Source organism: Rhodoferax sp. (genome assembly GCF_037143375.1).
Lineage (GTDB): Bacteria > Pseudomonadota > Gammaproteobacteria > Burkholderiales > Burkholderiaceae_C > Rhodoferax.
This window is the reverse complement of record NZ_JBAWYV010000024.1, coordinates 18,592-36,786: the sequence shown is the minus strand read 5'-3', so window position 1 is coordinate 36,786 and position 18,195 is coordinate 18,592. Positions and strand designations below refer to the sequence as shown.

Sequence of the window (18,195 nt, the reverse complement as noted above, 5' to 3'; positions counted from 1 at the left end):
TTACTCAGTATTTAATAGCGGCTCACGCAGGTAGCACTTGGGCTACCGCCCGATTGAGCCTAAACCTTGGCTTCGGCAGCATCATCTGGTGCCTGCGTGTGCTTGATGAATAATTGCGCAGCCAAAATGCCGACTTCGTACAGCAGGTACATGGGCACCAACAGAGCCACCATTGACACCGGATCAGGCGGTGTCACCAACCCCGACACGGCGGCGGCGCCCACCACAAAGTAGGTGCGAAACGACTTGAGTTGGGCAATGGTCACAATGCCCATACGCGCCAGAATGACCACCACGATCGGCACTTCAAACGCAACACCAAAGGCAATGAACATCGTGATAACAAAGTCGAGATACGCCTCAATGTCAGGACTGACCGCCACCGACATCGGTGCCATTTTCTGGATCGCCGGGAAGGCTTGGCCGAACACAAAAAAGTAGCAAAACGCCGCCCCGGTGTAAAACAAAATCGTGCTGGCCGCCACCAGCGGCAGGACCAGTTTCTTCTCGTGCTTATAGAGTCCTGGCGCCACAAACGCCCAGATCTGGTAAAGAATCCAAGGCAGGGACAAGCCAATCGCTGCCAGCACCGACACCTTGATCGGTACCAGAAATGGCGATACCACGCCCACGGCAATCATCTTTGAGCCTTCGGGCAAGGCTTTGACCAGCGGCATGGCCAAGAAGTCATACAACTTGGACGGCCCAGGGTAAAACAGCAACCCGGCCAGAATGGCAACAACGCCATACATCGCCTTCAGCAGACGGTCACGCAACTCAAACAGGTGTTGTACGAAGGGCTGTTCGGTTCCGGCCAGTTCGTCTTCTTTTTTTACAGGGTCGGTCATCAGCTAACTTTGGAGGGTCGGTACCGGGCAACGCGGGCTGCCCCCGACATGGCGTTGGTTCGGGTGCCGGTACGGGCTTTGTACCAGCGCGGGGTGGCTCCCAGCTTGACGCGCCATTTCTTCTTGGGGTGTTTGTACTCGGGGAAAACGGGGCTGGCGTCGGTGAAATGTGACTCGGCAGCCAGTCCGGTGGCATCAGCCCAGCTTTTCTCGAAATCAGCGGTACTGGTCTGAATCGAGTTTTCGACATCCCGCGCGGCACTTTCAACCGAATCCTTCATTTTCTTGAATTCATCGAGTTCCATGGAGCGATTGACTTCAGACTTGACATCGGCCACGTAGCGGCGGGCACGGCCCAGCAAGGTGCCCACGGTCTTGGCCAGTCCCGGCAATTTTTCAGGACCAATCACCACGAGTGCAATGCCGCCAATGATGGCGAGCTTGGTGATACCAATATCAATCACTTAAAGGAGTCCCACTGAAGCTGCAAAAAAGGCAAGGCGTTCAAACCTTGGTCTTGGCTTCGACATCAATCGTGTCTTTGGCAGCTGTGGCGCCTGAGGCAACCTGCTGAGCGGGTGCGGGAGTGACAGCGGTTGATTCAGCGGCCTTTTCGTTGCCGTCTTTCATGCCGTCCTTGAAGCCTTTGACGGCGCCGCCGAGGTCAGAGCCGATATTGCGCAGCTTCTTGGTGCCAAAAATGACAATGATGATGACCAAAAAAATGATCAGGTGTGTGGTTGAAAATCCCATGAGTCTCTCCTAACGAATTGCGCCAATTTTAAGGGGCGAAGTAGATTTTGAACGAATAAACCAGGAAATTAACCCTTGAGCCAGGGCCGGGGTCCGCCCATCACATGGATATGCAGATGGTGTACCTCTTGCCCGCCTTGGTCGCCGGTGTTGCACAAGATGCGAAAGCCGCCTTCTGGGTAGGGGTTACAACCTTCCTGCAAGGCCAGTTTCGGGGCCAGCACCAGCATGCGCCCCAGCAGTGCGGCGTGCTCTGCACCCACCTGCGCCATGGACGGAATATGCAGCTTGGGAATCATAAGAAAATGCACTGGCGCCCACGGGTGGATGTCGTGAAAGATAAAGATTTCCTCGTCCTGGTAAACGACTTTGGAAGGAATTTTGCCCGCAATAATTTTACAAAACAGGCAATCACGGTCGCTGTGAACGATCGATTCAATCATGCGGACATCTCCATTCCCAGGCCTTTGTTCATGCGAACCATGCCGGTGACGATGCGGTACAAAAACCAGATGGAAATGCCACACCAGGCGAACCATCCCGGCAGGATAAAGAGGAACCACAAGGGCGCCGTCACCATATACAGCAACGCGGCCACGATGACAGAACGGATGCGCCACCGAAAATGCGAGGCATGCCAAGTGCCCGCGGCGTCCGGGCGTTTCACCATGTCAATGATCAAGGCCGCAATCAGAAGCATGGGGCCAAACTGACCGCCCGGTATCAGGGCACTAACAGCCACGATCAAATGCAAAACATAGCTGATGGTGCCCACGGTGTTGAGCGACTGCAGTTGTTGCAAGCGGGTTTGATCCAGACTGGGATCATTGCCGGGATTCTGGAAATTGGGGCTCACTTGGGCTCCGCTTCTCGCGCTTGAACCTTGCGCAGAGCCATTTCTTCGAGGCCGCTGGTGCCCACACGGCGATCCAACTCAGCCACCACATCAGCTGGCTTCAAGCCGTAATGGGCCAGCGCGATCATGCAGTGAAACCACAGGTCGGCTACCTCGTAGACGATCTTGGTTTTGTCACCGCCATGGTCCGCGTCTTTGGCCGCCATCACCACTTCGGTGGCTTCTTCGCCGATTTTTTTCAGGAACGCATCCGGCCCTTTGTGCAGCAGGCGCGCCACATAACTGGCGGTGGGATCGCCGCCGTTTTGCGGCAAGCGAGACTCAATGACTTGCGCCAGTTGGGCCAATGAATCAGCTGAATGGGTGTTTGATGACATAGAGCGCTTATTTGTAGATGGTTTGCGGGTCTTTCAAGACCGGCTCGGTGACTTTCCACTCGCCATTTTCGTAGACGCTGAAGAAACAACTGTGACGCCCGGTGTGGCAAGCAATACCGGGTTCGTGACCGAGCTGCGTCACCTTGAGCAAAATCACGTCGTTGTCGCAGTCCATGCGGATTTCGTGCACTTTTTGCACATGGCCTGACTCTTCGCCTTTGTACCAAATTTTGTTGCGCGAACGGCTGAAATACACCGCTTGACCCAACTCCGCTGTCTTTTGCAAAGCCTCGCGGTTCATCCAGGCGAACATCAGCACGTCGTTGGTGCCCTGCTCCTGCGCAATCACTGGCACCAGGCCTTTGGAATCCCAGCGAATATGTTTTAACCAACTCACGGGCGCATCGTTTGAATTTTGCATTTGCTACTTAATTTATAGCTGCTTACGCAGATGAAACGGGGGCTAGAGGCCTATAAAGCTAAATACTGAGCGGATAGCGTAGTTCCAACCCAAGCCAAAACTCAGGAATGACTACGCGTCACAGTTAAATCCGAACCGGAATGCCACGCTCGGCCATGCGCGCTTTGGCTTGGCCCACGGTGTATTCGCCGTAATGGAAAATACTCGCGGCCAGTACCGCATCGGCACCGCCCAGTTTGATGCCATCGGCCAGATGGTCCAGATTGCCGACACCACCCGAGGCAATCACCGGCACGCTGATGGCGTCACTGACCGCGCGGGTCAGCGCCAGATCGAAACCGGCTTTGGTGCCGTCGCGGTCCATGCTGGTGAGCAAAATCTCGCCTGCGCCGTACTCGGCCATCTGCGTCGCCCACGCCACCACGTCGAGCTTGGTGTTCTGGCGGCCGCCGTGGCTGTAAACGTCCCAACCCTCGCCGCGGTCCAGCAAGTCGTCGCCAAAGCGGCGCTTGGCGTCAATCGCCACCACGATGCACTGGGCGCCGTATTTGGCGGAGGCGTCCCGAATCACTTGCGGATTAGCCAGCGCGGCCGAGTTGAAACTGGTCTTGTCGGCACCCGCGTTGAGAAGTCGGCGCACGTCCTCGACGGTGCGCACACCGCCGCCGACCGTCAGCGGAATAAACACCTGCGAGGCCACCGCTTCGATGATGTGCAAAATCATGTCGCGCCCATCGCTGGTGGCGGTGATGTCGAGAAAGGTCAGTTCGTCGGCGCCTTGGTCGTTGTAGCGTGCCGCGATTTCGACCGGGTCACCTGCGTCGCGCAGCTCAACAAAATTAACGCCCTTGACCACGCGGCCGCCGGTGACGTCAAGGCAGGGGATGATGCGTTTGGCGAGCACGTGAGATCAGCCGTTCAACTCGTCCGCCCGCTCTTGCGCGGCGGCAAAGTCGAGGTCGCCGGAGTAGATGGCTCGGCCACAAATGACGCCTTCAACGCCTTGGTCTTCAACCGCGCAAAGAGCTTCGATGTCAGCCATGTTGCTCAAGCCGCCCGAGGCGATGACCGGAATCGACAAGGCTTGCGCCAGTCGCACGGTGGACTCGACGTTGATGCCGGTGAGCATGCCGTCACGGCCAATGTCGGTGTAAATAATGGACTCTACGCCGTAGTCTTCGTATTTCTTGGCCAGATCCACCACATCGTGGCGGGTCAATTTACTCCAGCCATCGGTGGCCACTTTGCCGTCCCGGGCGTCAAGGCCGACGATGATGTGACCGCCAAACGCGGTGCAGGCATCTTGCAGGAAACCGGGGTTTTTGACCGCGGCCGTGCCAATGATGACGTAGCGCAGGCCGGCATCGAGGTAACGCTCGATGGTGTCGAGGTCACGAATACCACCGCCCAACTGAACATCAATTTCGCTACCCACTGCCTTGAGAAGCTTGCGAATCGCCATCTCGTTTTTGGGATGACCTGCAAAAGCACCGTTCAGATCGACCAGGTGCAGGCGTCGGGCGCCTTTGTCAACCCAGCTTCGGGCCATGACAGCCGGGTCTTCGCCGAAAGTGGTGGATTGGTCCATGTCGCCTTGTTTGAGGCGTACGCAGTGGCCGTCTTTTAAGTCAATTGCAGGTATTAAAAGCATGATGCTTCAGAGTGGTGGAGGAAAGGGGCTGGGTGCTCATGAGAGCAAGAAGTTCGGAGATTCAGGGGTTCCAGTGAAGGAAGTTGCGGTACAGGGACAATCCGTGTTCAGCACTTTTTTCAGGGTGAAATTGGGTGGCAAAAATATTATCGCGTGCAATCGCCGAACTGAAGCGTTGCCCGTAGTCGGTCTCGCCCACGCTGTGGCGCGCATCAGACGGTTGTGCGTAATAACTGTGCACAAAATAGAAGTAACTGCCGTCCGGCACCTCGCCCCACACCGGGTGCGTCGCGCCGCCGTGGTCGTTGCGATAAACCTGGTTCCAGCCCATTTGCGGCACTTTGTAGCGGCTGCCGTCGGGCTGTTTCTGGCCAATCAAATCAAACTTTCGCACCTCACCAGGGATCAGGCCCAGGCAGGCGGTGTCTTGTTCTTCGCTGTGGTCGAGCAGCATTTGCATGCCGACACAAACGCCCATCAAAGGCTTGTTGGCCGCAGCATGCAGCACGGCAGCCAGCATGCCGGAGTCATGCAACTCGCGCATGCAGTCACGCATACCACCCTGGCCCGGCAGCACCACGCGCTCAGCCGCCATCACTTCGGCGGCGGTACGGGCCCACACCACCTCGACGCCAGAGCCCTGCGCTGCATGAATCACCGCTTGCGACACCGAACGCAAATTGCCCATGCCGTAATCGACCACGGCTACCGTTTTGGGACGCGCATTAATGACTACTGAATTCATAGCTACTGACACAGAAGATACGGGGGCTAGAGGCCTATTTGGCATATAAAACTACAAAGAACCCTTGGTCGAAGGAATGGTGCCGAGCGAGCGCGGGTCGAGTTCCAGCGCACTCCGCAAAGCGCGGGCAAAGGCCTTGAACACGGTCTCGGCCTGGTGGTGGGCGTTTTCACCGCGCAGGTTGTCGATGTGCAGCGTGACAAAGGCGTGGTTCACAAAACCCTGAAAAAACTCATGGGCCAATTGGGTGTCAAACTCGCCGATCATGCCGCTTTTAAAGGGCACGTTCATGATCAAACCGGGGCGACCCGACAGGTCGATCACCACACGCGACAGCGCTTCGTCCAGTGGCACATAGGCGTGACCGTAGCGGCGAATACCTTTTTTATCGCCCACCGCCTTGATGACCGCCTGACCGAAGGCAATGCCGACGTCTTCTACCGTGTGGTGGCCGTCAATGTGCAAATCACCCACGGCATGAATGTCGAGGTCGATCATGCCGTGGCGGGCAATCTGGTCGAGCATGTGGTCAAAAAAACCAATGCCGGTGTGCAGTTTGGCGACACCAGTGCCGTCCAGATTGACCTTGACCGTGATTTGGGTCTCAGCCGTATTGCGGGAAATCTCCGCGGTTCGCGGTGCCAGAGGGGTTGCAGTCAGGGTGGTCATAGTGATTCTTGGAGTGCCGTGAGCATAAGCCGGTTTTCATCGCGGGTGCCCACCGTCAGGCGCAGGCAGTTGGCCAGCAGTGGGTGCATTTTAGAAACGTTCTTGACGAGGACTTGTCGCGACTTCATGCCTTCAAAGGTTTTTTGTGCATCGGGCACCCGCACCAGGATCATATTGGCATCGCTGGGGTAGGCCAGCACGCCGGGCAACTGGTACAAGTTTTCAAAAATAATAGCACGCTGCGCACGCAGCTCATGGGCTTGAGCTGCAAAAACTTCTTGATGCTCAAGTGCAAACAGGGCGCACTCGCAGTTCAGCACACTGATGTTGTAGGGAGGGCGCACCTTATCGACCTCGGCAATCAAGGCTTGGGGGCCCATCATGTAGCCAAGTCGCACGCCAGCCAGACCAAATTTACTCAAGGTGCGCATCAGCAGCACATGGCGGTGACGCGCTAAACGATCAATGTAGCTTTTACTGGAAAACGGCTGGTACGCTTCGTCCATCACCACCAAACCGCCCTGCTCGCCCACCGCCAAAATGATCTTCTCGATCACCGCGTCGTCCCACAGATTGGCGGTCGGGTTGTTCGGGTAAGCCAAGTAGGTGATGGCGGGCCGGTGCTCTTCAATGGCGGCCAGCATGGCAGCCTCGTCCAACTCAAAGTCGGGCGTCAAGGGCACGCCGTGAAAGGCCAAACCCTGCAGTTGCGCGCTCATGGCGTACATCACAAAACCGGGCACCAGCGCCAGCACACTCGCTGGCTTGAAGCCATTGACAGCACTCGGCGGCACGGCGCAGGCCAGCGCCAGCAGGCTGATCAACTCATCAGAGCCATTGCCCAGCATGATCTCAAAGCCTTCGGGCATGCCGGCGTAATGGGCCAGCGTCTGGCGCAGGTCGTTGACGCGTCCATCCGGGTAGCGGTTCAGCGCCAGCGCACCCAAGCGGTGGCCTAGCTTTTCCTGCAAATCCTGCGACAGCCGGTGTGGATTTTCCATCGCATCAAGCTTGACCATGCCGGTTGAATCCTGCACGGCGTAGGCGTGCATGGCCAGTACATCTTGGCGAATCACTTGTCTTGCCTGAACGTGAGCCAAACTCATGGATTGACCCGCATCGGCGGCACTACCGCTAATCGCATTTCTGCGGCGCGCGCATGGGCTTGCAGCCCTTCGCCATAGGCCAGTTCTGCGGCGATCAGACCGAGCGACTGGGCTCCGGCTTCGCTCACTTCTATCAGGCTGGAGCGCTTCTGGAAATCGTACACACCCAAGGGCGAACTGAAACGCGCCGTGCCACTGGTCGGCAGTACATGGTTGGGGCCAGCGCAGTAGTCGCCCAGCGACTCGCTGGTGTAGGCGCCCAGAAAAATGGCACCCGCGTGTTTCAGCAGCGGCTCCCAGCGCTGCGCCTCGCGGCTGCTCACCTCTAAATGCTCGGGCGCAATGCGGTTGCTGATTGCGCAAGCTTCTTCCATGCTGCGCGTGTGAATCAGCGCACCCCGGCCATTGAGCGACTTGGCAATGATCTCGGCGCGCGGCATCTCGTTCAACAGGCGGTTGATGCTTTGCTGCACTAGCTCGATGTAGGCCAAGTCGGGACACAGCAAAATACTCTGCGCCAACTCGTCGTGTTCGGCCTGACTGAACAAATCCATCGCCACCCAGTCCGGCGGGGTGCTGCCATCGGCTAACACCAGAATCTCGCTCGGGCCGGCAATCATGTCGATACCGACCGTGCCAAACACGCGGCGCTTGGCTGCCGCCACATAGGCGTTGCCGGGGCCGGTGATTTTGTCCACTTTAGGTATCGTCTGCGTGCCATAAGCCAACGCCGCCACCGCCTGCGCACCGCCCACCGTAAAGGCACGGGTGACGCCCGCCACATAAGCAGCCGCCAGTACCAGCGCATTTTTTTCGCCCTTGGGCGTCGGCACCACCATGATGATTTCAGCGACACCGGCCACGTGCGCGGGAATAGCGTTCATCAACACCGAGGACGGATAAGCTGCTTTGCCGCCGGGCACATAAATGCCCACACGGTCCAGCGGCGTGACCTTTTGCCCCAACAACGTGCCGTCAGCGTCGCGATAACTCCAACTTTCGCCGCTGGCCTTCTTTTGCGCTTCGTGGTAACTGCGCACCCGTTGGGCTGCCGCTTGTAAAGCTTCGCGCTGGGCAGTCGGAATGGTCTCAAAGGCCGTTTTGAGTTCTTCTTGCGTGAGCTCCAAGGCGCCCATCGTTGTGGCGTCCAGGCCATCAAACCGTGCGGTGTATTCCAGCACCGCCGCATCGCCGCGCTGCTGGACATCCAGCAGAATCTCGGCCACCCGGGTCTCGATCGCCGCATCCGCTTCAGCGGACCAATGCAGACGCGCCTTGAATTCAGCTTCAAAAGCACTGCTAGCAGAGGATAAACGGGCGGGTGTAGCTACAAATTTCATAGCGATTTTAAAATTGGTTATTTGGCAATAGCCGAAGCAAAGGCATCAATGATCTTGCGAATGGGCACTTGTTTCAGCTTCAGCGCCGCTTGGTTGACGACCAGGCGGGAGCTGATATCCATGATGTGCTCAACCTCCACCAGATGATTCGCCTTGAGCGTGTTGCCGGTAGACACCAGATCCACAATCGCATCAGCCAAGCCAACCAAAGGGGCCAGTTCCATGCTGCCGTAGAGCTTGATCAAGTCCACGTGAACGCCTTTGGTGGCGAAAAATTCACGCGCAATCGCCACGTATTTGGTGGCCACCTTCAGGCGCGAGCCTTGTTTGACCGCCGAGGCGTAGTCAAAATCAGCCCGCACTGCCACGCTGATACGGCATTTGGCAATTTGCAGATCCAAGGGCTGGTAGAGGCCGTCGCTGCCATGCTCAAGCAAGGTGTCTTTGCCGGTGATACCGAGGTCGGCACCGCCGTACTGCACATAAGTCGGCACATCGGTGGCACGCACCACCAGCACCCGAACATCGGGCTGGTTGGTGGTGAGGATCAACTTGCGAGATTTTTCGGGGTCTTCCAGTACCTCAATGCCGGCAGCGCGCAACAGCGGCAGGGTTTCTTCAAAAATGCGGCCTTTGGACAACGCGATCGTGATCATTTGATTCTTTCAATGTCGGCACCCAAGGCGCGCAGTTTGGCTTCCATTTGGTCGTAGCCCCGGTCCAGGTGGTAAATACGCTCAACCAAGGTTTCACCCTCCGCCACCAATCCGGCGATCACCAGGCTGGCAGATGCCCGCAAATCAGTGGCCATCACGGTCGCACCGGAGAGCTTTTCAACGCCCTCCACCACCGACACCTTGCCGTCTATCTGGATGTGCGCGCCGAGGCGCACCATCTCGTTGACGTGCATGAAACGGTTCTCAAAAATCGTCTCGGTGACCTTGGCGGTGCCGTGCGAGATGCAGTTGAGCGCCATAAACTGCGCCTGCATGTCGGTCGGAAAACCGGGGTACTCGGTGGTGCGAAAACTCTGGCTTTTAAGCCGCCCTTGCGATTGAACGTGGATGCCGCCGTCCACCTCCGTGATAGTGACGCCAGCATCGCGCAGTTTTTCAATCACGGCTTCCAGGTGTTCAGCCCGGCCATGCTTGAGCACCACATCACCCCCAGTGGCGGCAACAGCACAGAGAAAGGTGCCCGTTTCAATCCGATCCGCCACCACCTGGTGTTCACAGCCATGGAGCTTTTCAACCCCTTGAATGCGGATGCGGCTGGTGCCGTGGCCTTCAATTTTGGCCCCCATCTTAATCAGCATTTCGGCCAGATCAGGAATCTCGGGCTCTTGTGCGGCGTTTTCAAGAATGGTTTCGCCTTCGGCCAGGCAGGCGGCCATCAAAAAGTTTTCAGTGCCGGTCACGGTCACCATGTCGGTCGCAATACGGGCCCCTTTGAGGCGTGTGCGGCCTTCGGGCAGCTTGGCGATCATGTAGCCGTGCTCGACCACAATTTCGGCACCCATCGCGGTCAGTCCCTTGATGTGCTGGTCCACCGGACGCGAGCCAATGGCGCAACCACCCGGCAAGGACACCTTGGCGTGGCCAAAACGCGCCAGCAACGGGCCGAGCGCCAGCACCGAAGCGCGCATGGTTTTCACCAGTTCGTAAGGTGCCTCGGGGTTGGTGAGCGACCCGGCGTCCACCACCAAACCGTTTTCACCCAACTCTGCACGCACGCCCATGTTGCGAATCAGTTTGAGCATGGTGTTCACATCTTGCAAACGCGGAACATTGGTCAACGTGACGGCGTCGGCGGTCAGCAGGCAGGCGCACAACTCGGGCAAGGCCGCGTTTTTGGCGCCGGAGATGAAGACTTCTCCGTGCAGTGGTTGACCACCGCGAATCAATAATTTATCCATAAGTCCGTTTTAATTTCGTCATGGCGAGCGCAGCGTGACCATCCAGGCTGCGCATGCGGTCAAGCCTGCTGAACCGCCCACTCGGCAGGCGTCAGGGTTTGCATCGACAGGGCGTGAATCTCGTCGGTTTTCATTTTATTGCCCAAGGTGGCGTACACGCGCTGGTGGCGCTGGATGGCACGCTTGCCCTCAAATTCGGGCGACACGATGACGGCGTTCCAGTGGCGGCCATCGCCATCGAGTGTGATGTACTCGCACACCAGGTTGGCGGCGATCAGGTCTTTGATCTGGTCTGCGTTCATATCAAAATTTACAGGTTTGTGAGGCCAGACTTGTGCGCTGACCTCAACGGTTGAAAGAAAACAATTAGCCCCGAATTTTGTAGCCACTGCGAAGCAGATAAACCGCCACCGCACTCACCACTGCCAGGGCAGAACCCACCACACTCAAGCTAAGCCAGGGCGACACATCGCTTTGGCCAAAAAAACCATAGCGAAAGCCATCAATCATGTAGAAAAATGGGTTCAGGTGACTCACGGTTTGCCAGAACGGTGGCAGCGAGTGAATGGAGTAAAAAACCCCACTCAAAAACGTCATGGGCATGACCACAAAGTTCTGGAAGGCCGCCAGTTGGTCGAATTTCTCAGCCCACAAGCCGGCGATCAGCCCCAACGAGCCCATCAGGGCGGCGCCCATCACCGCAAAGGTCAATATCCAGAGTGGTGCGGCAAAACTGAGATCAGTAAAGATTGCAGAGACGGCAAACACACCCAGACCCACCACCAGGCCGCGAATCACGGCGGCACCCACATAGGCCACGAACCAATTCATGTACGACAGCGGCGTGAGCATCAAAAACACCAGATTGCCCATCACCTTGCTCATGATCAATGACGAGGAACTGTTGGCAAATGCGTTTTGCAACAGGCTCATCATGGCCAGACCCGGCACCAGAAAGGCGGTGTAACTGATGGCGTCGTAGACCTTGACATGCGATTCCAGCGCATGCCCGAAGATCAGCAGGTACAGCATGGCGGTCAGCACCGGGCCGGCCACGGTTTGAAACGCCACGCGCCAAAAGCGCAAGACTTCCTTGTACAACAAGGCTTGCCAACCCCTCATGCCGAATGCTCCTGAGAAGGCGTATGACTTTTGTTCATCACGGCCAGAAAAACGTCTTCCAGATCGGCTTTGCGAATTTCAACATCCTGCGCCACCAGACCCGCCTCACGCACCGCCGCCAGGTACCGTTCGATCTCCAGCGCGTCATGCGCCGGGAACTGGACGATGCGCCCGGTAATGCGGGCCTTGGTCGCAAGTTCCAGGGGCAACTCGCTGTCAACTTTAAAGCGAAGCACATTACCGGAGGCGGCCTTGAGCAACTCGCTGGTGTGGTCGAGCGCCACAATGCGCCCAGACTTGAGCATGGCAATTCGGCCGCAGAGGGCTTCAGCCTCTTCCAGATAATGGGTGGTCAGCAAAACGGTACTGCCCTGTTTGTTGAGCTTGGCAATGAATTGCCACAAGGTCTGGCGCAGTTCCACATCAACCCCGGCCGTGGGTTCGTCCAGCACGATGACGGGCGGTTTGTGCACCAGCGCTTGCGCGACCAGCACGCGCCGTTTCATGCCGCCCGAGAGCTGGCGCATGTTGGCTTCAGCCTTGTCGGTCAAGCCCAGACTGTCGAGCAACTCATCAATCCAGGCATCGTTGTTTTTGATGCCGAAGTAACCCGACTGAAAGCGCAAAGCTTCACGCACGTTGAAAAACGGGTCGAACACCAACTCTTGAGGCACCACGCCCAAGGCACGACGCGCTTGTGCGTAATCGGTCTGCACGTTATGCCCCAGCACAGAAACCTGACCGCCGGTGGCACGAGAAAGGCCGGCCAAGATGCTGATCATGGTGGTCTTGCCCGCGCCGTTGGGGCCTAGCAATCCAAAGAATTCACCTTCTTCAATTGCCAGACTGACGGAATCAAGGGCCAGGAAAGTACTGCCCTTGGGCCCACGAGGGGAAGAATACGACTTGGAAACGGATTGAAAAGATATAGCGGACATGGGGGTCCGCTATTTTACGAGTGTGGGCGCTGCTGATGACAACAGCTCATCAATCCCGTAAAGCTTGGCCAGATCAGCCAGGCGAGAGGGCAAACTCCGAATTGAAAACTTCTTGCCCATGGCCAACGCCTCACGCCGAAACTCGAGCAACACGGCCAACGCGGAGGAATCAAAGCGGCTCAAGCCGCTGGCATCGACTACCGCGTCAGAACCGGTCTGTGAACGCAAGCCTTGTACCAGCATCCGCAAGCACGCAGTGGCTTGGGATTGCATCAATTCTTGGGGAAGTACCAGCACAATTACCCCTTTTTGGCGTTGGCTTTGTTACGGTCAGTCAGGGTCGCAATCAAACCGGGGATGCCTTTGGCACTGATTTCCTGCGCAAACTGGCTGCGATAAGTTTCCACCAACCAGACACCCAGCACGTTCAGGTTGAATATCTTCCAGCCTGCGCCCTCGCCCGGTGTTTTTTCAAGTTTGTAGTCGAGTTGAATCGGGTCGCCACGGCCTTTGACTTCGGTGCGCACCACCACCTCTTTGTCCTCAGGCGCCGCACGCAGGGGTTTGAGGGCGATGGTCTGGTCACTGACCTGCGTCAAGGCGCCAGCATAGGTACGCACCAGCAAAATCTTGAATTCTTCCTGCAAGCGCTTTTGCTGCTCGGGCGTGGCCTGACGCCAGGCGGGGCCGACGGCCGAGGCGGTCATGCGCTGGAAATTAACGTTTGGCATGATCTTGCCGTCCACCAGCGTGATGATGCGCGACACATCGCCGGACTGGATGGCTTTGTCTGACCGAATGTTGTCCAGCACTTCGGTCGAGAGGCGTTTGATCAAGGCGTCGGGGGCTTCATCAGCGGCACGAACTGGCAACACCACCAGGGTTGACGCACTGACCAGCATTAAGGCCAACAGGCGGCTTATTGAACGACGGTTCATGGTTTAACTTTCTCATCTCCGGGGATCCCGGCAGTATTTAACGTTTCAGCCGGCACTTGGGCTACAGGGACCGGTTCAAAAACCGATTCCATCGCCTCTTCGTCGGGTGGATTGCCATCAAAAATGGCACTGCGTCGGCGTTGCAAATAGGCATCGCGGGTGAACGAATATTTATCCAGCGCGACTTCATCCAGCATGGCTGTGGCGGGAAGCAATTCGGACCGGGTGTCAACGGCCCGCACGACCGTCAGGCTGTTTCGGGTAGGAATGTCCGAGACGCCTGACACCATGTCGCCCTGTGCATCAATTGTTCGACCCAAGGCATCGCGCACAGTGGAAGGCCCCAGCAAAGGCAACATCAGGTAAGGTCCCGGCTTGACGCCCCAATAACCCAGGGTGTGGCCGAAATCTTTGGTGTGCTTTTCGATTCTCATCTCGCTCGCCACATCCAGAACACCCCCCAAGCCCAGGAAAGTATTAACTCCGAAACGGAAAAAACTATCGCCTGCCGCCTGACCCTTGAGTTGCAGGGTGTTATTGACAAACGACCAGGCATCTTCCAGATTGCCAAAGAAATTGGTGACCCCGGTTCGCACCATCGTGGGCACGACATCGTGGTACGCGGTGGCCACGGGTTTTAGCACGGCCCGGTCGACCCCATCGTTGAACTTGTAAACCCCACGATTAAAGGGTTCCAGAGGATCACGCGGATTAGCGCCGGGTCCGCTGGCACAACCAAAGAGGGTCAGTGTCAGCATCAAAATGGGCAGCAACAATTTCATTTCTTGCCTTTGCCCACGTCAGCGTTATTACCTTCAGCCGCCTTGCTGTACAAAAACTGGCTGATGAGACTCTCCAGCACCATCGCAGATTGTGTGCTGGAAATGGTGTCGCCCGCTACCAGCATCTTGTCTTCGGCACCAGGCTCCAGACCCAAAAATTGCTCACCCAACAAGCCGCTGGTCAGAATTTTTAAGGAACTGTCTTTAGGGAAGGCATAACGGCTTTCGATGGCCAGGTTAACGCGCGCCTGAAACGACTTGTCATCGAAAACAATACTCTCAACACGCCCCACCACCACACCGGCACTGCGCACCGCCGCTTTGGGCTTGAGGCCACCGACATTGTCAAACTTGGCGCTGACCATGTAGTTTTTCTGAAAACTCAAAGTCAACAAATTGGCTGCTTGTAATGCCAGGAAAAGAATGGCGACAGCCCCTATCAGCACAAAAATGCCGACCCACAAATCATTTTTAGAACGCTGCATAAAATTTCTTTAAATAGTAAACATCATGGCGGTCAGGATGAAATCCAGACCCAAAACTGTCAGGGAAGCCACCACCACGGTTCGGGTAGTGGCACTGGCCACACCTTCAGGCGTCGGCTGTGCTTCAAAGCCCTGGAACAAAGCGATGAAAGTGACCGCAAAACCAAACACCATGCTCTTAATAACGCCGTTGCCCACGTCTTGCCAAACATCCACGCCGCCCTGAATCTGACTCCAGAACGAACCGCCATCCACCCCAATCATGAGTACGCCCACGGCCCAGCCGCCGATGATGCCCATCGCGCTGAAAACTGCCGCCAGCAGCGGCATGGTGATCACACCGGCCCAAAAACGGGGCGCCAAAATACGCAGAACCGGGTCCACCGCCATCATTTCCATCACGCTGATTTGCTCGCCCGCCTTCATCAAGCCGATTTCGGCGGTGAGCGAGGTGCCAGCGCGACCGGCAAACAACAAGGCGGTCACGACCGGTCCCAACTCCCGCACCAACGTGAGCGTAACCAACAGACCGAGTGCTGAAGACGAGCCATAACGCTGCAAAGTGTAGTAACCCTGCAAGCCAAACACAAAACCAACAAACAAGCCGGACACTGCAATGATGGCCAGCGAATAATTACCCAGAAAATGGATTTGGTCGCGGATCAGCCCAAAACGCTTGAAGCTGCTGCCAAAGGTCGTCAGCAATCGTACAAAAAGACGGGCACCGAGCCCCATGTCAGCCAATTGACTGCGCACGGAAAATCCGATGTCGCGAGGGTTCAACCAACTCATGGCGCAGCTTCCAATCCAAAATCCTGATCAACCGTCGGGCCGGGGTAATGAAAACGAACCGGACCGTCTGGCAAGGCATTCACGTACTGATACACCAGCGGGTCGGTGCTTTGGCGGACCTCGTCGGGTGTGCCTTGGGTGGCAATTTTGCCGTTGGCCAGAATAATCACATGGTCGGCAATGGCAAAGGTTTGCTCCAACTCATGCGAGACAAAAATGCTGGTCAGCCCCATGGAATCGTTCAACTCGCGAATCAGGCGTGCCGATATCGCCAAGGAAATCGGGTCGAGTCCGGAAAATGGTTCGTCGTACATCACAAGTTCAGGGTCGAGGGCGATGGCACGCGCCAGCGCAATGCGCCGCGCCATGCCGCCTGACAGATCGCTGGGCATCAAGTCGCGGGCACCGCGCAAACCGACCGCATTGAGCTTCATCAGGACAATGTCACGGATCAAGCTCTCGGACAAGTCGGTGTGCTCGCGCAGCGGAAACGCCACGTTGTCAAACACCGACAAGTCGGCAAATAGAGCGCCAAACTGAAACAACATACCCATGCGGCGACGCGCGGCGTAGAGCTGCTTTTGGTTCATGGGTGTGACGTCTTGCCCATCAAACAGCATTTCGCCCTGCTGCGCACGGCTTTGTCCGCCAATCAGACGCAGGATGGTGGTCTTTCCACCGCCTGAAGCGCCCATGAGCGCAGTCACTTTGCCACGAGGCACAGACAAGGAGATGTCGTCCAGAATGACCCGCTCACCATAACCAAAGGTGAGATGACGCAGTTCAACGAGAGATTCAGAAATAGGGACGGACATTGAGGGTTGAGGACAGAATGGGCCCAGCTTGTGCTGCGCTGCGGTCTGCCCCGCAAAGTTTCAAAATAACAAAGGCCGGGGAATGCCCGGCCCTTCGATCATACGGGATTACACCTAGAGAGTAGGCGCCTCCCGGATTTCACCTTGGCAGATCGCTGAATCCCATCAGGAATTCATCCACCGAACGCGCGGCCTGACGGCCTTCGCGAATGGCCCACACCACCAGGCTTTGACCGCGGCGAATGTCACCGGCCGCAAAAACCTTGGGCACGTTGGTGACATAGCCCCCGGCAAATTCGGTGCTGGCCTTGGCGTTGCCGCGAGCGTCCTTGTCGATCCCGAAGGACTCCAGCACAGTGGCCACCGGATTCACAAAGCCCATGGCCAGCAAGACCAGATCGGCAGGGTAGGTTTTTTCGGTGCCTGCAATTTCAACCATCTTGCCGTCTTTGAACTCGATGTGAACGGTCTTGAGACCGGTCACTTTGCCTTTTTCACCGATGAATTCTTGGGTGGAAATGGCGAACTCGCGCGTGCAACCTTCGTCATGGCTGGAGCTGGTGCGCAGTTTGAGCGGCCAGTAAGGCCAGGTCATGGGGCGGTTTTCTTCCACCGGGGGCTGCGGCATCACCTCAAACTGGGTGACGCTGGCGGCGCCGTGGCGGTTGCTGGTGCCCACGCAATCGGAGCCGGTGTCGCCACCACCGATAACGATGACGTGCTTGCCTTCCGCGCGCAACTGGCCCTTGAGCTTATCGCCCGCGTTGACCTTGTTTTGCTGGGGCAAAAACTCCATCGCAAAGTGGACGCCATCCAGATCGCGACCGGGCACTGCCAAATCACGCGATTGCTCGGAGCCGCCGGTGAGCAACACCGCGTCAAAGTCTTTTTGCAGCTGGGCGGCAGAAATCGTTTCTTTGGCCCAGTTCGTGACCTTGGAGCCTTTGGGCATCTCGCCAATCAGCACGCCAGTGCGAATCGTCACACCTTCTTTTTGCAACTGTTCGACGCGACGGTCGATGTGCACTTTTTCCATCTTGAAATCAGGAATGCCGTAGCGCAGCAATCCGCCAACGCGGTCATTTTTCTCGAACAAGGTGACATCGTGACCGACCCGCGCCAACTGTTGCGCCGCAGCCATACCGGCTGGACCGGAGCCCACCACAGCGACTTTTTTACCGGTCTTGTGCTTGGCCGGTTGGGCAAGCACCCAGCCTTCAGCCCAGGCGCGGTCAATGATGGCGTGCTCGATGGACTTGATGCCCACAGCGTCGTCATTCACATTCAACACACAAGCTGCTTCACACGGTGCCGGGCAGATGCGACCGGTGAACTCGGGGAAGTTGTTGGTGCTGTGCAGCACATCAATCGCATTTTTCCAGTCGCCCTGGTACACCAAGTCGTTGAAATCCGGAATGATGTTGTTGACCGGGCAGCCGTTGTTGCAAAACGGCGTGCCGCAGTCCATGCAGCGTGCTGCCTGCACTTTGGCCTGTGCGTCGTCCAGGCCAATGACAAACTCTTTGTAATTTTTCAAACGCTCGGGAGCCGGCTTGTAGCCTTCTTCAAGACGCTCAAATTCCATGAAACCAGTGACTTTTCCCATATGAACTCCTTGGTGGGACAGGCTACGCGCACTGTC

The 18,195-nt window shown here is 57.0% G+C and carries 25 protein-coding genes; all 25 read right to left on the bottom strand.

What is annotated here, in order from left to right; all coding sequences use genetic code 11:
- Nucleotides 1-59: 59 nt before the first annotated feature.
- The 25 genes from tatC to WCG50_RS05980 all read right to left on the bottom strand — a co-directional run bounded on the left by tatC (nucleotide 60) and on the right by WCG50_RS05980 (nucleotide 18,159).
- Complete coding sequence (tatC, locus tag WCG50_RS06100) at nucleotides 60-848, bottom strand: twin-arginine translocase subunit TatC (protein WP_336898690.1); 789 nt, start codon at nucleotides 846-848, stop codon at nucleotides 60-62.
- The gene (gene tatB / locus WCG50_RS06095) at nucleotides 848-1,312 is read right to left on the bottom strand and encodes a Sec-independent protein translocase protein TatB (RefSeq protein ID WP_336898689.1); all 465 of its coding nucleotides are present in this window, start codon (nucleotides 1,310-1,312) and stop codon (nucleotides 848-850) included. The genes tatC and tatB overlap by 1 nt, the downstream gene beginning before the upstream one ends.
- Before the next feature lie 40 nt (nucleotides 1,313-1,352).
- Nucleotides 1,353-1,601: a Sec-independent protein translocase subunit TatA gene (gene tatA, locus WCG50_RS06090; protein WP_336898688.1), complete on the bottom strand. Its 249-nt coding sequence runs from the start codon at nucleotides 1,599-1,601 to the stop codon at nucleotides 1,353-1,355.
- 68 nt (nucleotides 1,602-1,669) lie between these two features.
- A complete protein-coding gene (locus WCG50_RS06085; protein WP_336898687.1) occupies nucleotides 1,670-2,044 on the bottom strand; it encodes a histidine triad nucleotide-binding protein in 375 nt (124 codons plus the stop codon).
- A complete protein-coding gene (locus WCG50_RS06080) occupies nucleotides 2,041-2,457 on the bottom strand; it encodes a hypothetical protein (RefSeq protein ID WP_336898686.1) in 417 nt (138 codons plus the stop codon). Before WCG50_RS06080 ends, WCG50_RS06085 begins: the two co-directional genes overlap by 4 nt.
- Entirely contained in the window at nucleotides 2,454-2,834 is a 381-nt protein-coding gene (locus WCG50_RS06075; protein WP_336898685.1) for a phosphoribosyl-ATP diphosphatase, read from the bottom strand. Before WCG50_RS06075 ends, WCG50_RS06080 begins: the two co-directional genes overlap by 4 nt.
- Nucleotides 2,835-2,841: 7 nt before the next feature.
- On the bottom strand, nucleotides 2,842-3,255 hold the full coding sequence (gene hisI / locus WCG50_RS06070) for a phosphoribosyl-AMP cyclohydrolase (protein WP_336898684.1): 414 nt from the start codon (nucleotides 3,253-3,255) through the stop codon (nucleotides 2,842-2,844).
- A 124-nt stretch (nucleotides 3,256-3,379) separates the two neighbouring features.
- The gene (hisF, locus tag WCG50_RS06065; RefSeq protein ID WP_336898683.1) at nucleotides 3,380-4,159 is read right to left on the bottom strand and encodes an imidazole glycerol phosphate synthase subunit HisF; all 780 of its coding nucleotides are present in this window, start codon (nucleotides 4,157-4,159) and stop codon (nucleotides 3,380-3,382) included.
- A 6-nt stretch (nucleotides 4,160-4,165) separates the two neighbouring features.
- Nucleotides 4,166-4,906, bottom strand: coding sequence for a 1-(5-phosphoribosyl)-5-[(5-phosphoribosylamino)methylideneamino]imidazole-4-carboxamide isomerase (gene hisA, locus WCG50_RS06060; protein ID WP_336898682.1), 741 nt, complete (start codon nucleotides 4,904-4,906; stop codon nucleotides 4,166-4,168).
- A gap of 61 nt (nucleotides 4,907-4,967) precedes the next feature.
- On the bottom strand, nucleotides 4,968-5,651 hold the full coding sequence (gene hisH / locus WCG50_RS06055; protein ID WP_336898681.1) for an imidazole glycerol phosphate synthase subunit HisH: 684 nt from the start codon (nucleotides 5,649-5,651) through the stop codon (nucleotides 4,968-4,970).
- Between the two features lie 51 nt (nucleotides 5,652-5,702).
- Entirely contained in the window at nucleotides 5,703-6,320 is a 618-nt protein-coding gene (gene hisB, locus WCG50_RS06050) for an imidazoleglycerol-phosphate dehydratase HisB (RefSeq protein ID WP_336898680.1), read from the bottom strand.
- Nucleotides 6,317-7,426 (bottom strand): histidinol-phosphate transaminase, encoded by a 1,110-nt coding sequence (hisC, locus tag WCG50_RS06045; protein WP_336898679.1) that lies wholly within the window; start codon nucleotides 7,424-7,426, stop codon nucleotides 6,317-6,319. Before hisC ends, hisB begins: the two co-directional genes overlap by 4 nt.
- Complete coding sequence (gene hisD, locus WCG50_RS06040) at nucleotides 7,423-8,766, bottom strand: histidinol dehydrogenase (RefSeq protein ID WP_336898678.1); 1,344 nt, start codon at nucleotides 8,764-8,766, stop codon at nucleotides 7,423-7,425. Before hisD ends, hisC begins: the two co-directional genes overlap by 4 nt.
- 17 nt (nucleotides 8,767-8,783) lie before the next feature.
- Nucleotides 8,784-9,422 carry an ATP phosphoribosyltransferase gene (hisG, locus tag WCG50_RS06035; RefSeq protein ID WP_336898677.1) on the bottom strand — a complete coding sequence of 213 codons (639 nt, stop codon included), beginning with the start codon at nucleotides 9,420-9,422 and terminating at the stop codon, nucleotides 8,784-8,786.
- On the bottom strand, nucleotides 9,419-10,681 hold the full coding sequence (gene murA, locus WCG50_RS06030; RefSeq protein WP_336898676.1) for a UDP-N-acetylglucosamine 1-carboxyvinyltransferase: 1,263 nt from the start codon (nucleotides 10,679-10,681) through the stop codon (nucleotides 9,419-9,421). The genes hisG and murA overlap by 4 nt, the downstream gene beginning before the upstream one ends.
- 59 nt (nucleotides 10,682-10,740) lie before the next feature.
- A complete protein-coding gene (locus tag WCG50_RS06025) occupies nucleotides 10,741-10,983 on the bottom strand; it encodes a BolA/IbaG family iron-sulfur metabolism protein (RefSeq protein ID WP_336898675.1) in 243 nt (80 codons plus the stop codon).
- 64 nt (nucleotides 10,984-11,047) lie between these two features.
- A complete protein-coding gene (locus WCG50_RS06020) occupies nucleotides 11,048-11,803 on the bottom strand; it encodes an ABC transporter permease (RefSeq protein WP_336898674.1) in 756 nt (251 codons plus the stop codon).
- Nucleotides 11,800-12,741, bottom strand: a complete 942-nt coding sequence (locus tag WCG50_RS06015) for an ABC transporter ATP-binding protein (RefSeq protein ID WP_336898673.1) — start codon at nucleotides 12,739-12,741, stop codon at nucleotides 11,800-11,802. Before WCG50_RS06015 ends, WCG50_RS06020 begins: the two co-directional genes overlap by 4 nt.
- A gap of 9 nt (nucleotides 12,742-12,750) precedes the next feature.
- The gene (locus WCG50_RS06010; RefSeq protein ID WP_336898672.1) at nucleotides 12,751-13,038 is read right to left on the bottom strand and encodes an STAS domain-containing protein; all 288 of its coding nucleotides are present in this window, start codon (nucleotides 13,036-13,038) and stop codon (nucleotides 12,751-12,753) included.
- Nucleotides 13,039-13,040: 2 nt separating this feature from the next.
- Complete coding sequence (locus WCG50_RS06005) at nucleotides 13,041-13,679, bottom strand: ABC transporter substrate-binding protein (protein WP_336898671.1); 639 nt, start codon at nucleotides 13,677-13,679, stop codon at nucleotides 13,041-13,043.
- A complete protein-coding gene (locus WCG50_RS06000; protein WP_336898670.1) occupies nucleotides 13,676-14,461 on the bottom strand; it encodes a VacJ family lipoprotein in 786 nt (261 codons plus the stop codon). The genes WCG50_RS06005 and WCG50_RS06000 overlap by 4 nt, the downstream gene beginning before the upstream one ends.
- Complete coding sequence (gene mlaD / locus WCG50_RS05995) at nucleotides 14,458-14,946, bottom strand: outer membrane lipid asymmetry maintenance protein MlaD (RefSeq protein ID WP_336898669.1); 489 nt, start codon at nucleotides 14,944-14,946, stop codon at nucleotides 14,458-14,460. The genes WCG50_RS06000 and mlaD overlap by 4 nt, the downstream gene beginning before the upstream one ends.
- A gap of 9 nt (nucleotides 14,947-14,955) precedes the next feature.
- The gene (gene mlaE / locus WCG50_RS05990) at nucleotides 14,956-15,738 is read right to left on the bottom strand and encodes a lipid asymmetry maintenance ABC transporter permease subunit MlaE (RefSeq protein WP_336898668.1); all 783 of its coding nucleotides are present in this window, start codon (nucleotides 15,736-15,738) and stop codon (nucleotides 14,956-14,958) included.
- Entirely contained in the window at nucleotides 15,735-16,553 is an 819-nt protein-coding gene (locus tag WCG50_RS05985; RefSeq protein WP_336898667.1) for an ABC transporter ATP-binding protein, read from the bottom strand. Before WCG50_RS05985 ends, mlaE begins: the two co-directional genes overlap by 4 nt.
- A 139-nt stretch (nucleotides 16,554-16,692) precedes the next feature.
- Nucleotides 16,693-18,159 (bottom strand): glutamate synthase subunit beta, encoded by a 1,467-nt coding sequence (locus tag WCG50_RS05980; RefSeq protein WP_336898666.1) that lies wholly within the window; start codon nucleotides 18,157-18,159, stop codon nucleotides 16,693-16,695.
- Nucleotides 18,160-18,195 lie beyond the last annotated feature (36 nt).

Bases quoted from the DNA above. Each gene is read 5' to 3' on its own strand.
- tatC (WP_336898690.1), bottom strand. From the start codon at position 848: ATGACCGACCCTGTAAAAAAAGAAGACGAACTGGCCGGAACCGAACAG.
- tatA (WP_336898688.1), bottom strand. From the start codon at position 1,601: ATGGGATTTTCAACCACACACCTGATCATTTTTTTGGTCATCATCATT.
- WCG50_RS06085 (WP_336898687.1), bottom strand. From the start codon at position 2,044: ATGATTGAATCGATCGTTCACAGCGACCGTGATTGCCTGTTTTGTAAA.
- WCG50_RS06075 (WP_336898685.1), bottom strand. From the start codon at position 2,834: ATGTCATCAAACACCCATTCAGCTGATTCATTGGCCCAACTGGCGCAA.
- hisI (WP_336898684.1), bottom strand. From the start codon at position 3,255: ATGCAAAATTCAAACGATGCGCCCGTGAGTTGGTTAAAACATATTCGC.
- hisA (WP_336898682.1), bottom strand. From the start codon at position 4,906: ATGCTTTTAATACCTGCAATTGACTTAAAAGACGGCCACTGCGTACGC.
- hisH (WP_336898681.1), bottom strand. From the start codon at position 5,651: ATGAATTCAGTAGTCATTAATGCGCGTCCCAAAACGGTAGCCGTGGTC.
- hisB (WP_336898680.1), bottom strand. From the start codon at position 6,320: ATGACCACCCTGACTGCAACCCCTCTGGCACCGCGAACCGCGGAGATT.
- hisC (WP_336898679.1), bottom strand. From the start codon at position 7,426: ATGAGTTTGGCTCACGTTCAGGCAAGACAAGTGATTCGCCAAGATGTA.
- hisD (WP_336898678.1), bottom strand. From the start codon at position 8,766: ATGAAATTTGTAGCTACACCCGCCCGTTTATCCTCTGCTAGCAGTGCT.
- hisG (WP_336898677.1), bottom strand. From the start codon at position 9,422: ATGATCACGATCGCGTTGTCCAAAGGCCGCATTTTTGAAGAAACCCTG.
- murA (WP_336898676.1), bottom strand. From the start codon at position 10,681: ATGGATAAATTATTGATTCGCGGTGGTCAACCACTGCACGGAGAAGTC.
- WCG50_RS06025 (WP_336898675.1), bottom strand. From the start codon at position 10,983: ATGAACGCAGACCAGATCAAAGACCTGATCGCCGCCAACCTGGTGTGC.
- WCG50_RS06020 (WP_336898674.1), bottom strand. From the start codon at position 11,803: ATGAGGGGTTGGCAAGCCTTGTTGTACAAGGAAGTCTTGCGCTTTTGG.
- WCG50_RS06015 (WP_336898673.1), bottom strand. From the start codon at position 12,741: ATGTCCGCTATATCTTTTCAATCCGTTTCCAAGTCGTATTCTTCCCCT.
- WCG50_RS06005 (WP_336898671.1), bottom strand. From the start codon at position 13,679: ATGAACCGTCGTTCAATAAGCCGCCTGTTGGCCTTAATGCTGGTCAGT.
- WCG50_RS06000 (WP_336898670.1), bottom strand. From the start codon at position 14,461: ATGAAATTGTTGCTGCCCATTTTGATGCTGACACTGACCCTCTTTGGT.
- mlaD (WP_336898669.1), bottom strand. From the start codon at position 14,946: ATGCAGCGTTCTAAAAATGATTTGTGGGTCGGCATTTTTGTGCTGATA.
- mlaE (WP_336898668.1), bottom strand. From the start codon at position 15,738: ATGAGTTGGTTGAACCCTCGCGACATCGGATTTTCCGTGCGCAGTCAA.
- WCG50_RS05985 (WP_336898667.1), bottom strand. From the start codon at position 16,553: ATGTCCGTCCCTATTTCTGAATCTCTCGTTGAACTGCGTCATCTCACC.
- WCG50_RS05980 (WP_336898666.1), bottom strand. From the start codon at position 18,159: ATGGGAAAAGTCACTGGTTTCATGGAATTTGAGCGTCTTGAAGAAGGC.